Consider the following 14,155-nt stretch of genomic DNA (forward strand, 5'->3'; position numbering starts at 1 on the left):
GCAAGCCCGCTCCCACATTAGTTTGGTATTGCCAATTCAAGATCCAGCAATGCTGAGCCCAGGCACTTGCCATGGGCGTCCAGCGCCAGCGACCGCGTCACCCCGCCTCGCAGGATCCCCGGCAACACGAAGTTCAGTGCCTGCACATTGGGCAGTTCATAACGCCGCACCGGTGCAGCTCCCGCCTCCAGCAACGGCGCAAAAAATGCCGCCACCACCTCAGCCGTCAATTGCTCGCAGAGCAGCGGATAGTCCTCGGCCCGATACGCAATGATCGAGATGTTCGAGGTGTCGCCCTTGTCTCCCGTTCGGGAGTGGGCCAGGGTGCGCAGTTTCATGACTCGATCCTCGGGTTGACCGCGTGACGAGGCAGCAGCAACGAGGCCACCGCCACCACCTGGCGCAGGCTCTTGCTGGCGCCACCGCCGCCGGACGGGCCGTTGGTGTAGAGGGTTTCCACTTCATTGCCGACACGCACCGCCTCGCTGCGTTCTGCGCAGCGGGCGGCTATGCGCAGGCGCACTTCCCACGGTTCAACCGTGCTGCGCGGGCCGTGCAGGGAGTCGACGCCGATCAATTCGGCACGCACGTCCTGCATGCGCACACCGGTCAACTCCAGGCGTTTCAGGACCACATCGCGAGCCAGTTGCGCACGAGCGACCGCGCCCGGGCCACCGTAGGAAATCTGCCCCTCACCGATCCAGCCGTCCAGATAACCGACGCTGACTTTCAACGCTTCGGGACGTGGCCGTCCGCTCGCGCCGTGGGCACGCACCCGGTCCACGGCTTCTTCGGTAAACGCCACCTGGGAAAAATCCGCGCACACGTCCGGTGTGAGGTAGGCCGCCGGGTCGTGCACTTCGTAGATCAATTGTTCGGTGCACGTGGCACGGCTGACCCGCCCACCGGAACCTGCGACCTTGGTGATCAAGGCCTCGCCGTCTGGGTCAATCTCGGCCAGTGGAAAGCCCAGGCGTGCCAGATCGTCCACGTCCTTGAAACCCGGATCGGCAAAGTAGCCACCGCTGACCTGCCCCGCACATTCCAGTAAATGCCCCACCAGCGTGCCGCGCCCCAGCCGTTGCCAATCATCCGCAGCCCAGCCGAATTCGAACATCTGCGGCGCCAGGAACAGCGAAGGGTCTGCCACCCGGCCGGTGATCACCACGTCGGCCTCGGCGCGCAAGGCGTCGATAATGCCGTCGGCGCCCAAATAGGCGTTCGCGGAAATCAACCGCTCGCCCAACGAGCCAAGGGTCTGGCCGTTGTCGAGCAGCTGCTCCGGCTGGGCACGCAAGGTCTCAAGCACGTCGTCGCCAACCACCGCCAGCACCTTGAGGTTAAGCCCCAGTTCACTGGCAATCCGCCGCACTTCAACCGCCGCCGCCACCGGATTGGCCGCGCCCATATTGGTGATTACCCGCAGGCGCCGGCGCCCGTCGGGCTGGCCGACAAAGGGCAGCACGCGGCGCATGCGCTCACTCAACAGCGGGTCGTAACCGCCTTGTGGATCGCTGATCCGCGCCTGTTGCGCCAGGGCGATGGTGCGCTCGGCCAGGCATTCGAAGACCAGGTAATCCAGGTCGCCCTGTTCGGCCAATTCCACCGCAGGTTCGATACGGTCGCCGGAGTAGCCGGCGCCGGAACCGATGCGCAAGGTTTTCATTTCAAATCACTCCCAGGAGCAAAGCCGTCAGAGTCATCAACACCGACGCGGCAAACAGAAAGGGGATGGTGAAGCGCTGGTGATCGGCCAATTCGATCTTGCACAGGCCCACCAACAGGAAGGTCGCCGGCGTCAACGGGCTGACCGGAAAGCCGGTGGTGTGCACGCCCAGCAACGAGGCCTGGGCCACTTGCAGCGGGTCGACGCCCAAGGCCTTGCCGACTTCGGCGATCACCGGCATCACGCCGAAGTAGTAGGAATCCGGGTCAAACAGCATGCTCAGCGGCATCGACAGGAAGCCCACCACCGCCGGGATCAACTTGCCGTGGCCCGCCGGAATCTGCGCCACCGCCACTTCGGCGATGGCCTTGAGCATGCCGGTGCCTTGCATGATGCCGGTGAACACACCGGCGGCGAGCAGGATGCTGGCCATGGTCAGGGCGGTTTTTGCGTGGGCGTCGATCCGCGCGCGTTGGGCGTCGACGTTCGGGTAGTTGATGCACAGCGCCACCACGGTGCCGAGCATGAACATCACCACCGGGTCGACCCAACCGGCGATCATCACCACCATCACCAGTACCGTCAGGATCAGGTTGACCCAGAAGAGCCGCGGGCGACGCAGGGCAATGTCATCGTCGCTGAGCACCCGTTGCGGCACGGCGTCCACGCTGGAACCAGCGCCCAGGCCCAGGCGTTTTTCTTCCCGGTGGCCCAGCCACCAGGCGCAGGCGAATACAAAGACCAGGCCGACGATCTGCACCGGGATCAGCGGCTGGAACAAGTCCGCCACCGGCACGTGCAGCGCCGCCGAGGAACGCAGTACCGGGCCGGTCCACGGCAGGAAGTTGACCCCGGCCGCCATCGCCGCCACACACGCGAGGATGCGTTTATCAATTCCCAGCCGCGTGTACAGCGGCAGCATCGCCGGCACCGTCACCAGGAAGGTCACCGCGCCGGAGCCGTCGAGGTGCACCAGCAGGGCCAGGGTCGCGGTACCGACGACAATCCTTGTAGGACGCGTCCCTACCGTGCGCAGGATGCGATCAATGATTGGATCCAGCATGCCGGCATCGGTCATGATCCCGAAGAACAGGATCGCGAACACAAACATCCCCACCACGGGGGCGACGTTCTTGATGCCGGTGATGATGAAGGCGCTGGTTTGCAGGCCGAAACCGCCCAGCAGCGCGGCGATGATCGGCAAGGCAATCAGGGCCACCAGTGGCGACAGGCGTTTGCTCATGACGGCAGTGAGCAGGCACAGGATGGTGATGACACCCAGGGTAGCGAGCATGGGGTAGCTCCAGAACGGCGTTTTCGGCCGGTTATTGTTTTCCCTGGAGTATTGGAATCGCGTTAGGCTTTGTAAATTGGAATATTCGGCACTCCACATTCGAAAAAACAAAACGCTCGAGCAAAATAAAAATGAAAAATTCGATCCAGCATATCCAGGCGTTTCTCGCCGTTGCCCGCACGGGCAGCTTTACCAAGGCCGCCAACGAACTGCATTTGTCGCCCTCGGCGCTGACCGTGCAGGTGCAGCAACTGGAGGAATGGCTGGGCGTCGCGCTGCTCGACCGCAGCCCGCGCCACGTCAGCATCACCGCCGCAGGGCTGGATGCACGCGGGCCGATGGAGAAGCTGTTGCTGGACCTGGACAACATTGTCACCGGCTCCCGTGACCTGGCCGCCTTGCGCCGGGGCGTGGTGACCATCGCCGCCCTGCCCTCCGTGTGCGCCGGCGCGTTGCCTCCCGCCCTGCGCCTGTTTCGCGAGCGTTTTGCCGGGATCGAGGTGCGCTTGCATGACCTGGTTGCTCACCGCATTCATGCGCAAGTGCGTTCGGGCGAGGTGGACTTCGGTATTGGTGTGCGGGCGCGGCTGAGTCATGGACTGGCGTTTGTGCCGGTGCTGAATGATCGGTTATGTGCGTTCGTGCCGCTGGATCATCCGCTGACTCGTTTTGCAAAGTTGAGCCTGGAGCAACTGGCCGACCAGCCGATCATCCTCACCGGCCGCGACAGCAGCGTGCGGGAACAGGTGGACGCGTTGTTCGATGAAACACGCCTGACGATGCTCGCGGGGATGGAGGCCAACTACATGTCGACCGTGTTGGCGTTGGTGCGGCAGGGCTTGGGGATCAGTGTGTTGCCGGAATCGGCGGCGGACAGTCTGGAGGGGTTGAAGCGGATTACCATTGATCATCCGGGGGTGAACCGGGAGATCGGGTTGATCAGTCGCAGTGGACAGCCGTTGAGCCCAGCGGCGCAGCGCTGTTTTGAGTTGCTCAGTGAAGAATTACCTGGCGCACCGCAAAACTAAATGTGGGAGCGGGCTTGCTCGCGAAGGCGGTGGGTCAGCCAATACATGTGCTGACTGGTACACCGCCTTCGCGAGCAAGCCCGCTCCCACATTACCGCATTTCAGCCCAGCATCGGCACATGCTTGGGATGGCTGGCCACGCGCTTCAACCACGCCTGCACGCCTGGATAGGCGCTCAGGTCAAAGCCACCTTCATCCGCCACATGGGTGTAGGCATACAGCGCCACGTCGGCAATCGAGAATTGGTCGCCCACCAGATACGGTGTCAATTGCAACTGGCGCTCCATCACCTTCAGGGCTTTATAACCGCCCTTGTGCAGCTTCTTGTATTCCTCCAGGCGATCTTCCGGCAGCCCCAGGTAAAACTGGATAAACCGCGCCACCGCGATGTACGGCTCGTGGCTGTACTGCTCGAAAAACTGCCACTGCAGAACCTGGGTGCGCAGGCGCGGTTCGCTGGGCAGGAACTCGCTGCCATCGGCCAGGAAGTTGAGAATCGCATTGGACTCCCACAGGCAGGTGCCGTCTTCCAGCTCCAGCACCGGGATCTTGCCGTTGGGGTTCTTGGCCAGGAACTCCGCGGTCTGGGTGTCGCCCTTCAGGATGTCGACATCGATCCACTCATAGTCGATGCCCAACAGGCTGAGCATGAGTTTGACTTTGTAGCAGTTGCCCGATTTGTAATCGCCGTAGACCTTGTACATGGAGGCTCCCCTATGCCGCTTGCGCGTGCTGTGCTTGACGGACCACCGCAGCGAGACGCTTGAGACCTTCGTCCAAGCGCGCCGGGTCGATATGGCTGAAATTGAGCCGCAGGTGACCGTGATGATTGTCCGGCTCGGAAAAGAACGGTTCACCGGGCATGAACGCGATGTCCTGGTCGAGCGCAGGTGCCAACAAGGTGCGGGTATCGAGCGGCTGTTTCAAGGTCAGCCAGAAGAATAATCCGCCCTGGGGTATTTGCCAGTCGGCCAGGTCGCTGAAATGCCGCGCCAGTGCAGCCTGGAAAGCGTCGCGCCGGCCCCGGTAAAAGCTGCGCAACGCTACCAGGTGATGCTGGTATTTCTCGGTGCCGATCCATTGCATCGCCTGCCACTGGCCAACGCGGTTGGTGTGCAGGTCGGCTGATTGCTTGAGTTTGAGCAGGTGCGGGAACAGGTCCGGACTGGCGATCAGGTAGCCGACCCGCAGGCCGGGCAACAAGGTCTTGGATACGGTGCCGGTGTAGATCCAGCTGGCCTTTTTCAGCCGGCTGACGATGGGTTGCGCGCTGCCGCCGTCGAAGGTCAGTTCGCGGTAGGGTTCGTCTTCGATCAGGGTTACGCCAAACTCGTCCAGCAACGCGGCGACGGCCTCGCGCTTGGCATCGCTGTAGCGCACCGCCGAAGGGTTCTGGAACGTCGGGATCAGGTAGACGAAGGACGGGCGATGCTGCTCAAGGCTGCTGCGCAAGGCTCTGAGGTCCGGACCGTCCGCCTCAAGCTGTACGGTCAGGCAATCGGCGCCGAACAATTGGAAAATCTGCAATGCCGCAAGGTAAGTCGGGCCTTCCAGGAGGATTTTGGTGCCCTTGTCGATGTACAGCTTGGCCGCCAGGTCCAGGGTTTGCTGGGAGCCGCTGACCACCATGACCTGGCGCGCATCGCAGGCAATACCCAGCACCCGCGCCTCGGCCGCCAGCAATTCACGCAACTGTGGCTCGCCTTCGCTCATACCGTATTGGCCGATATTCAGCGGCATGCCTTCCCAATCCAGCGTGGGCAGCATCACTTCGGCCGGCAGGCCACCGGCGAAGGACATCACCTGCGGCTTTTGCGCCGCCGCTAGGATTTCACGGATCAGGGAGCTTTTAAGACGCGAAACACGTTCTGAGAAGGCCATAAGGGTCACCGGTAGCAAAGCCTGGGGGAAATACGTCAAACTGCTTGACCGAAATTACGACGACTTGGGCGGATACGTCAATATGCTTGACCTTAAAAACCAGACCAGCCAGCAAACCGCCATGGAAGCCTTCTTCTTCGGCTACCAGGCGTTCACCGCCAAGGCTGACGAAATGCTGGAGCGCCGCGGCTTGAGCCGGGTGCATCAACGCATCGTGTTTTTTATCGCGCGCTACCCGGCCTTGAGCGTCAAGGAGCTGCTGGAACTGCTCGGCGTGAGCAAACAGGCGCTGAACATGCCGTTGCGCCAACTGCAGGAGATGCACCTGGTGGACAGCGTGGCGTCCGAGACCGACAAGCGTAAGCGCCTGCTGGAGTTGACCGAGGAAGGCCGGCGTTTCGAACAATCGCTGCGGCGCGAACAGGTAAAGCTGCTGCAACGGGCGTTTGCCGAGGCAGGCGAGACGGCGGTAGAAGGCTGGCTGGCGGTAAACAAGGCACTCAGTGGCCAATCCTGAATTGCCTTTCATCCCCTTTCGCACACAAAATAGAAAACATTATTTGCTTTATTTGTATACAAAAGCATAATTCGCTTCGTGCGAGTTCCTGACCTATTGGTCAACAAAACCCGCTGGTACCTCAAAGCGCTGCTGCCCACTCATGTGTCCGGCGCTGGAAATAACAATAAAACTCTTGAGGAGTACTTGCTGTGGAAAGCCGCAAATCCGAAGCCCCTACGCTCGACCTCTCGCCAACCCACAACGGTTGGCTGGAACGCCTGTTCAAACTCCGCTTGCATGGCACCACAGTGAAGACCGAGCTGATCGCTGGCCTCACGACCTTTATCACCATGGCCTACATCATCTTCGTCAACCCCAACATCATGGCCGACGCCGGCATCGATCACGGCGCGGCGTTTGTCGCCACCTGCATCGCCGCCGCGCTGGGTTGCCTGCTGATGGGCCTGTACGCCAACTGGCCAGTAGGCCTGGCGCCGGGCATGGGCCTGAACGCGTTTTTCACCTACACCGTGGTCGGGACCATGGGCTACAACTGGGAGACGGCACTGGGTGCGGTGTTTATCTCCGGTGTGTTGTTCATGATCCTGACGCTCTCACGCATTCGCGAGTGGCTGCTCAACAGCATTCCGGTGAGCCTGCGCCATGCCATGGGCGCCGGCGTCGGATTGTTTCTCGGGGTGATCGGCCTGAAAACCGCCGGCATCATCGTGCAAAGCCCGGCCACCCTGATCAAGCTCGGCTCCCTGCATGAACCCGCCCCATTGCTGGCGGCCATCTGCTTCCTGTTGATTGCGATCCTCAGCTACCACCGGGTATTCGGCGCGATCCTGATCAGCATCATCGCCGTGACCCTCGCCGGTTGGGGCCTGGGCCTGGTGGAGTACCACGGCATCCTGGCCACCCCGCCAAGCCTGGCACCGACCTGGATGGCCATGGACGTGATGGGCGTGTTCAACGTCAGTATGATCAGCGTGGTGTTCGCCTTCCTGTTTGTGCACATGTTCGACACCGCCGGCACCCTGATGGGCGTGGCCCAGCGCGCAGGCCTGGTGAATGCCGACGGCAAGATCGAAAACCTCTCCCGCGCCCTGAAAGCCGACAGCGCCTCCAGCGTGTTCGGCGCCATGGTCGGCGTGCCGCCAGTCACCAGTTACGTGGAAAGCGCCGCCGGGGTTGCCGCCGGTGGCCGTACCGGGCTGACCGCCGTCACCGTGGGTGTGCTGTTTATCGCAGCGATGTTTTTTGCCCCGCTGGCTGGCATGATTCCGGCCTATGCCACCGCCGGCGCGTTGATCTATGTGGCGATGCTGATGATGAGCGGCATGGCCCATATCAATTGGGACGACGCCACCGACAGCATTCCGGCGATCGTCACGGCGATCATGATGCCCCTGACCTTCTCGGTGGCCGACGGCATCGCCCTGGGTTTCATCACCTACGTGGCGCTGAAGGCCGGCACGGGTAAACACAAGGAAATTTCCATCAGCCTGTGGGTGCTTTGCGCGATCTTCATCGCCAAGTTCGCGTTCCTGTAGGCCAACCCGCTTGACCCTGCCTCACCCCGTCGGGTGGGGCTTTTGTACGAATGGAGGAATGCAATGAGTCTGGAAACCTGGCTGCTGTTCAGCGGCGCTGCGCTGGTGGTGATCCTGATCCCCGGCCCCCTGTCCTTGCTGATGATCAGCAACAGCCTGAACTACGGCCTGCGCCGTTCGTACCCGGCCTTTCTCGGCGGGGTGATTGCTTCCATCTGCCTGCTGAGCGCCTCGGCGCTGGGTTTGGGTGCGTTGTTGCTGGCATCGGAACAGCTGTTCAGCGCCCTGAAGATCGTCGGCGCGCTGTACCTGTTCTACCTCGCCTGGCAGAGCTGGCAGCAATCCCGGCAACCGGCCCACGTCGCCGACGTACCGCAAGTGGCCGCCACCCCGCGTTTTCGTGCGCTGTTTGGCCGGGCCTTTGTGCTGGGCGCCAGCAACCCGAAGGACATCCTGTTTTTCGCCGCCTTCCTGCCGCAATTCCTCAGTGCCCAGCAGGCCTTTTTGCCGCAGTTGCTGATCATGATCGCCACCTGGACCGTGCTCGACCTGCTGTGCAAACTGGCCTACGGCCTCGGCGCCCATGGTGCCGCGCGCTACCTGCGCAGCGGCAGGGGCCAGAGCTGGTTCAACCGGATCAGTGCGGGCTTGTTCACAGGCGCCGGCGCTGCGTCGCTATTGAGCCGCTGAAGATCCAGCCCCGATCGCACTGAAGATCGGGGCCGCCTTTATGGTGCAATCAGCAGGCGAAAAAAAGCCCGCAGTGTGAGCGGGCGAAAAACCAACGAAGAGCTTTGGGGGTGTGAAGCGCGGTGACGACTCAGCTACCGCGATAGGTGGAGTAGCTGTAAGGCGAAATCAGCAAAGGCACGTGGTAGTGATCCTGTTCGGCGCTGATGCCGAAGCGCAGCACCACCACATCGAGAAATGCAGGTTCGGGCAGTTGCACACCGCGGGCGCGGTAGTAATCACCGGCGTTGAACTGCAACTGATAGACACCGCTGCGGTAGTCATCGCCTTGCAGCAGGGGTGCATCGCAGCGGCCGTCGCTGTTGGTCAGGGTGCTGGCGACCAGCTCAAGCTGTGCGCCCTCGACACGGTACAACTCAACCTTGATTGCGCTGCCAGGGCAGCCATGCGCGGCGTCCAATACGTGTGTGGTCAAACGTCCCATAGCGTCTGCGCGCCTCCCGAAGTCAGTAAAAAGTGAAAGACCGCACCTTTTCAGGTCACTGAAAAAGTCGGCGATGGCTGATTAAGACACTTTTCAAAAAAATTGTACACAATAAATTCAACAAGCCTGCGTTCCGTTGCTGACACCGATACTGTAGGAGCGAGCTTGCTCGCGAAGATCGTTAACGATAACGCAGCGCTTCAGGGTTAACGAGGCGCTCTCAGGTTTTTCGCGAGCAAGCTCGCTCCTACAGTGAATGAGGTTTTTTTCAATTTAGCTGACCAGTCAGGCAGGTTTCTTGCAGTGCTATTCTGCAAAGACCCTGCGGAAAAAATGCAGAAATACAGGCTTACAAAGTGCACACTAAGTTGTATACAATCAGTCATCGTTGTGACGCCACCCAGTCTTTCCGCTGCCCGGCCGCCACACACACCGCTACCACGAACAAGAAGGAAGACTGCAGTGAGCGCTGACTACCCACGCGACCTGATCGGTTACGGCAGTAACCCTCCTCACCCACACTGGCCGGGCAAGGCCCGTATCGCCCTGTCGTTCGTACTCAACTACGAAGAAGGTGGTGAGCGCAACATCCTGCACGGCGACAAAGAGTCGGAAGCCTTCCTGTCCGAGATGGTCTCGGCGCAACCGCTGCAAGGCGAGCGCAACATGAGCATGGAGTCGCTGTACGAATACGGCAGCCGTGCCGGCGTGTGGCGCATCCTCAAGTTGTTCAAGGAATTCGATATCCCGCTGACCATCTTCGCCGTGGCCATGGCCGCCCAGCGCCACCCGGATGTGATCCGCGCGATGGTCGCCGCCGGCCACGAGATCTGCAGCCACGGCTACCGCTGGATCGACTACCAATACATGGATGAGGCCCAGGAACGCGAGCACATGCTCGAAGCGATCCGCATCCTCACCGAACTCACCGGCGAGCGCCCACTGGGCTGGTACACCGGCCGCACCGGCCCCAACACCCGGCGGCTGGTGATGGAGGAAGGCGGCTTCCTCTATGACTGCGACACCTATGACGACGACCTGCCCTACTGGGAACCCAACAACCCGACCGGCAAGCCGCACCTGGTGATCCCCTACACCCTGGACACCAATGACATGCGCTTCACCCAGGTCCAGGGTTTCAACAAGGGCGACGACTTTTTCGAATACCTGAAAGACGCCTTCGACGTGCTGTATGCCGAAGGCGCGGAAGCACCGAAGATGCTCTCCATCGGCCTGCACTGCCGCCTGATTGGCCGCCCGGCGCGCCTGGCCGCCCTCAAGCGCTTTATCGAATACGCCAAGGGCCATGACCAGGTGTGGTTCACCCGCCGCGTCGACATCGCCCGTCACTGGCATGACGTACACCCTTTCCAGGGAGCCGCCAAATGACAGCGTTCCAGACCTTGAAACCCTCGACCCTGAGCCGCGACGAATTCGTCGCAGCCTTCGCCGACATCTACGAACATTCGCCATGGGTGGCCGAAAAGGCCTTCGACCTGGGCCAGGCCCCTTCGATCGACGAGATCGAAACCCTGCACCAGCGCATGAGCGACATCCTGTTGAGCGCCGATCACGCAAGCCAACTGGCCCTGATCAACGCTCACCCGGACCTGGCGGGCAAAGCGGCCGTCCAGGGCCAGTTGACCGAAGCCAGCACTAATGAACAGGCTGGCGCCGGTATTCACCAATGCTCGAGCGACGAGTTTTCGCGCTTCACCGAGCTGAACGACGCCTACAAGGCCAAGTTCAAGTTTCCCTTCATCATGGCGGTAAAAGGCAGCAACCGGCATCAGATCCTCGCCGCGTTTGAAACGCGCATTCACCACTCGGTGGAAGCCGAGTTCAAATGCGCGCTGGCCGAGATCAATAAAATCGCGTTGTTCCGATTACTGACCCTTTAGCAGACCTGGCCCGAGCGATTCATGAACGCCCAGGGCCTGGCGAGCATCCCAAGCCACTTACTTTAAGGCAGACAAGAAGAATGAAAGCGCAACCCGTACCTTTCGAAAAGTTCGTCAACCTGGCCGACGCCCGCCTGGGCACCAAGATCATCTCTGTCACCGATGACTGGTTCGCCGACGCCAACCGTCTGTTCCAGCCGACCCCGGCCGTGTGGAAGGAGGGCGTTTTCGATGACAACGGCAAGTGGATGGACGGCTGGGAGTCGCGCCGCAAGCGCTTCGAAGGCTACGACAGCGCCGTGATCCGCCTGGGCGTACCGGGTTCGATCAAAGGCGTGGACATCGACACTTCATTCTTCACCGGCAACTTCCCGCCATCGGCGTCCCTGGAAGCCTGCTTCCTGGCGTCCGGCGAGCCGGATGACAACACCCAATGGGTTGAAGTGCTGTCGGCGGTGGAGCTGCAAGGCAACAGCCATCACTTCCACGAGATCAACAACGACCAGGCCTTCAGCCACCTGCGTTTCAACATCTACCCGGATGGTGGCGTGGCCCGTCTGCGTGTGTACGGCATTCCGTTCCGCGACTGGTCGGCGGTGGGCGACAACGAACAGGTGGACCTGGCTGCTGCATTGAACGGCGGCCGCGCACTGGCCTGCTCCGATGAACACTTCGGGCGCATGAGCAACATCCTCAACCCGGGCCGTGGCATCAACATGGGCGACGGCTGGGAAACCGCACGTCGTCGTACGCCGGGCAATGACTGGGTGATCGTCGCACTGGGCCACCCGGGCGAGATCGAGAAGATCGTGGTCGACACCCTGCACTTCAAGGGCAACTATCCGGACACTTGCTCGATCCAGGGCGCATTCGTGAAGGGCGGCACCGACAGCCAGATCGAAACCCAATCGCTGTTCTGGCGCGAACTGCTGCCGGCGCAGAAACTGGAAATGCACGCTGAACACACGTTTGCCGAGCAGATCAAGGCGCTGGGCCCGATCACCCACATTCGTCTGAATGTGTTCCCGGATGGTGGTGTGAGCCGCCTGCGGGTTCTCGGTAAGGTCTCGAAGTAACACCCGATCATTCCCACGCTCTGCGTGGGAATGCATACCGTGACGCTCTGCGTCACAAGAGCGGACGCAGAGCGTCCAGGGCGGCGTTCCCACGCAGAGCGTGGGAACGATCCATACACAAGATTAAGAAGACAGCCATGCGCACACTGATGATCGAACCCCTGACCAAAGAAGCCTTCGCCCCTTTCGGAGACGTTATCGAAACCGATGGCAGCGATCACTTCATGATCAACAACGGGTCGACCATGCGCTTTCATAAACTGGCGACGGTTGAAACCGCCACGCCAGAAGATAACGCGATCATCAGCATCTTCCGCGCCGACGCGCAGGACATGCCGCTGACCGTGTGCATGCTGGAACGACACCCGCTGGGCAGCCAGGCTTTCATCCCGCTGCTCGGCAACCCCTTTCTGATCGTGGTCGCGCCACTTGGCGATGAACCTGTATCGGGCTTGGTCCGCGCCTTCGTTACCAACGGCAGGCAGGGCATTAATTACCATCGCGGCGTCTGGCACCACCCGGTGCTGACGATCGAAAAGCGGGATGACTTCCTGGTGGTTGATCGCAGTGGCACAGGCAATAACTGCGATGAGCATTTTTTCAAAGAGGATGAGCGGTTGATCCTCGCCCCCCACCAATAAGAGAAGGTCTGATCACTCGACGACAGAGTGACAGGCGAGAGGTAAAGACTGTGGAAGCACATTTGATGGAATGGCTGAACCTGAGCGTGCGCTGGGTTCACATGATCACTGGCGTCGCCTGGATCGGCGCTTCGTTCTACTTCGTCTGGCTGGAAAACAACCTCAACCGCGTGAACCCCAAGGACGGCCTCGCCGGTGACTTGTGGGCGATCCACGGTGGCGGTATCTACCACCTGGAAAAATACAAACTGGCCCCACCGACCATGCCGGACAACCTGCACTGGTTCAAATGGGAAGCCTACTTCACCTGGATGTCCGGCATCGCGCTGCTGTGCGTGGTGTTCTACGCCAACCCGACCTTGTACCTGCTGGCCCCGGGCAGCAGCCTCAGCGGTCCGGAAGGTGTGTTGCTGGGCCTCGGCTCGCTGCTGGCCGGCTGGTTCATCTACTCCTTTCTCTGCGACTCGGCACTGGGCAAGCGCCCCGCCCTGCTCGGCCTGATCCTGTTCGTGCTGTTGATTGCCGCCGCGTACGGCTTCAGCAAGGTGTTCAGCGGTCGTGGTGCGTACCTGCATGTGGGCGCCGTGATCGGCACCATCATGGTGGGCAACGTGTTCCGCATCATCATGCCGGCCCAACGTGCGCTGGTGGCGGCCATCGCCGAAAACCGCACGCCCGACCCGGCACTGCCGGCCAAGGGTTTGCTGCGTTCGCGCCACAACAACTACTTCACCTTGCCGGTGCTGTTCATCATGATCAGCAACCACTTCCCGAGCACCTACGGCAGCCAATACAACTGGCTGATCCTCGCAGGTATCGCGGTGGCGGCGGTGTTGGTGCGTCACTACTTCAACACCCGTCACAACAGCCAGAAATACGCCTGGACCTTGCCGGTGGGCGCACTGGCAATGATTTGCCTGGCCTACGTGACCGGCCCAAAACCGGTGGCGACTGCACCGGAAGTGGCCAAGGCGCCAGCGGCCATCGAGTACCAGCCGCTGCCGGAAACGGCGTTGGGTGGCGGGCTTAAACCGGCTGCTCCAGTGGCACCGGCACCTGCACCGGCACCTGCCGAAGCAGCACCGGCCCAGGCCTCGATTGATTTTGACAAGGTCCACGGGGTGATCCAGGAGCGCTGCGCGGTGTGCCATTCGGCCAAACCGACAAGCCCGCTGTTCAGCACCGCACCGGCCGGGGTGATGTTTGATACGCCGCAGCAGATCCAGCAAATGGCCCCGCGCATCCAGGCACAGGCCGTGGCCAGCCAGATCATGCCGCTGGGCAATATCACCCAGATGACCCAGCAGGAACGGGACTTGATTGGCACCTGGATCACTCAGGGGGCGCGTACCAACTGACTGATTAACGCAGGACTAGTGTGGGAGCGGGCTTGCTCGCGAATGCGGTGTGTCATTCAACACTTCAGGTGACTGAACCAC

At 61.3% G+C, this 14,155-nt stretch carries 15 protein-coding genes; 9 read left to right on the top strand and 6 right to left on the bottom strand.

What is annotated here, in order from left to right; genetic code table 11:
- Positions 1-17: 17 nt before the first annotated feature.
- From HX815_RS22565 to HX815_RS22575, 3 genes are read right to left on the bottom strand one after another with little or no spacing between them, the layout of a single operon-like run.
- Positions 18-338 carry a hypothetical protein gene (locus HX815_RS22565; RefSeq protein WP_177028915.1) on the bottom strand — a complete coding sequence of 107 codons (321 nt, stop codon included), beginning with the start codon at positions 336-338 and terminating at the stop codon, positions 18-20.
- The gene (locus HX815_RS22570; RefSeq protein WP_177028916.1) at positions 335-1,666 is read right to left on the bottom strand and encodes an acyclic terpene utilization AtuA family protein; all 1,332 of its coding nucleotides are present in this window, start codon (positions 1,664-1,666) and stop codon (positions 335-337) included. Before HX815_RS22570 ends, HX815_RS22565 begins: the two co-directional genes overlap by 4 nt.
- 1 nt (position 1,667) lies before the next feature.
- Positions 1,668-2,960 carry a CitMHS family transporter gene (locus tag HX815_RS22575; protein WP_087694787.1) on the bottom strand — a complete coding sequence of 431 codons (1,293 nt, stop codon included), beginning with the start codon at positions 2,958-2,960 and terminating at the stop codon, positions 1,668-1,670.
- A 131-nt stretch (positions 2,961-3,091) separates the two neighbouring features.
- On the opposite strand from HX815_RS22575, the gene HX815_RS22580 reads away from it, so the two are divergent.
- Entirely contained in the window at positions 3,092-3,988 is an 897-nt protein-coding gene (locus HX815_RS22580; RefSeq protein WP_003213144.1) for a LysR family transcriptional regulator, read from the top strand.
- A gap of 101 nt (positions 3,989-4,089) precedes the next feature.
- On the opposite strand, the gene HX815_RS22585 is transcribed toward HX815_RS22580, so the two are convergent.
- Both HX815_RS22585 and HX815_RS22590 read right to left on the bottom strand, forming a co-directional pair.
- Positions 4,090-4,692, bottom strand: coding sequence for a glutathione S-transferase family protein (locus HX815_RS22585; protein ID WP_008432197.1), 603 nt, complete (start codon positions 4,690-4,692; stop codon positions 4,090-4,092).
- Between the two features lie 10 nt (positions 4,693-4,702).
- On the bottom strand, positions 4,703-5,869 hold the full coding sequence (locus HX815_RS22590; protein WP_134326011.1) for a PLP-dependent aminotransferase family protein: 1,167 nt from the start codon (positions 5,867-5,869) through the stop codon (positions 4,703-4,705).
- Positions 5,870-5,951: 82 nt separating this feature from the next.
- Between HX815_RS22590 and HX815_RS22595 the strand changes: the two genes are divergently transcribed.
- The 3 genes from HX815_RS22595 (at position 5,952) to HX815_RS22605 (ending at position 8,614) form a co-directional block, all read left to right on the top strand.
- Complete coding sequence (locus HX815_RS22595; RefSeq protein ID WP_003212841.1) at positions 5,952-6,386, top strand: MarR family winged helix-turn-helix transcriptional regulator; 435 nt, start codon at positions 5,952-5,954, stop codon at positions 6,384-6,386.
- Between the two features lie 191 nt (positions 6,387-6,577).
- A complete protein-coding gene (locus HX815_RS22600) occupies positions 6,578-7,924 on the top strand; it encodes an NCS2 family permease (RefSeq protein WP_003212843.1) in 1,347 nt (448 codons plus the stop codon).
- A 63-nt stretch (positions 7,925-7,987) separates the two neighbouring features.
- Complete coding sequence (locus HX815_RS22605; RefSeq protein ID WP_008432192.1) at positions 7,988-8,614, top strand: LysE family translocator; 627 nt, start codon at positions 7,988-7,990, stop codon at positions 8,612-8,614.
- A gap of 130 nt (positions 8,615-8,744) precedes the next feature.
- Here HX815_RS22605 and uraH read toward each other — a convergent pair whose 3' ends face one another.
- Positions 8,745-9,098, bottom strand: a complete 354-nt coding sequence (gene uraH / locus HX815_RS22610) for a hydroxyisourate hydrolase (protein ID WP_134326010.1) — start codon at positions 9,096-9,098, stop codon at positions 8,745-8,747.
- Positions 9,099-9,560: 462 nt separating this feature from the next.
- Between uraH and puuE the strand changes: the two genes are divergently transcribed.
- The 5 genes from puuE (at position 9,561) to HX815_RS22635 (ending at position 14,074) form a co-directional block, all read left to right on the top strand.
- Positions 9,561-10,487: an allantoinase PuuE gene (gene puuE / locus HX815_RS22615; RefSeq protein ID WP_093200029.1), complete on the top strand. Its 927-nt coding sequence runs from the start codon at positions 9,561-9,563 to the stop codon at positions 10,485-10,487.
- Positions 10,484-10,999 carry a 2-oxo-4-hydroxy-4-carboxy-5-ureidoimidazoline decarboxylase gene (gene uraD, locus HX815_RS22620; protein WP_177028917.1) on the top strand — a complete coding sequence of 172 codons (516 nt, stop codon included), beginning with the start codon at positions 10,484-10,486 and terminating at the stop codon, positions 10,997-10,999. The genes puuE and uraD overlap by 4 nt, the downstream gene beginning before the upstream one ends.
- Positions 11,000-11,079: 80 nt before the next feature.
- Complete coding sequence (alc, locus tag HX815_RS22625; protein ID WP_003209112.1) at positions 11,080-12,075, top strand: allantoicase; 996 nt, start codon at positions 11,080-11,082, stop codon at positions 12,073-12,075.
- 137 nt (positions 12,076-12,212) lie between these two features.
- The gene (locus HX815_RS22630; RefSeq protein WP_003209110.1) at positions 12,213-12,716 is read left to right on the top strand and encodes an ureidoglycolate lyase; all 504 of its coding nucleotides are present in this window, start codon (positions 12,213-12,215) and stop codon (positions 12,714-12,716) included.
- Positions 12,717-12,766: 50 nt separating this feature from the next.
- Complete coding sequence (locus HX815_RS22635; RefSeq protein ID WP_102606292.1) at positions 12,767-14,074, top strand: urate hydroxylase PuuD; 1,308 nt, start codon at positions 12,767-12,769, stop codon at positions 14,072-14,074.
- Positions 14,075-14,155: the final 81 nt, after the last annotated feature.

Origin of the sequence: Pseudomonas sp. E6002, assembly GCF_013385565.1 — a bacterium.
Taxonomy (GTDB): domain Bacteria; phylum Pseudomonadota; class Gammaproteobacteria; order Pseudomonadales; family Pseudomonadaceae; genus Aquipseudomonas.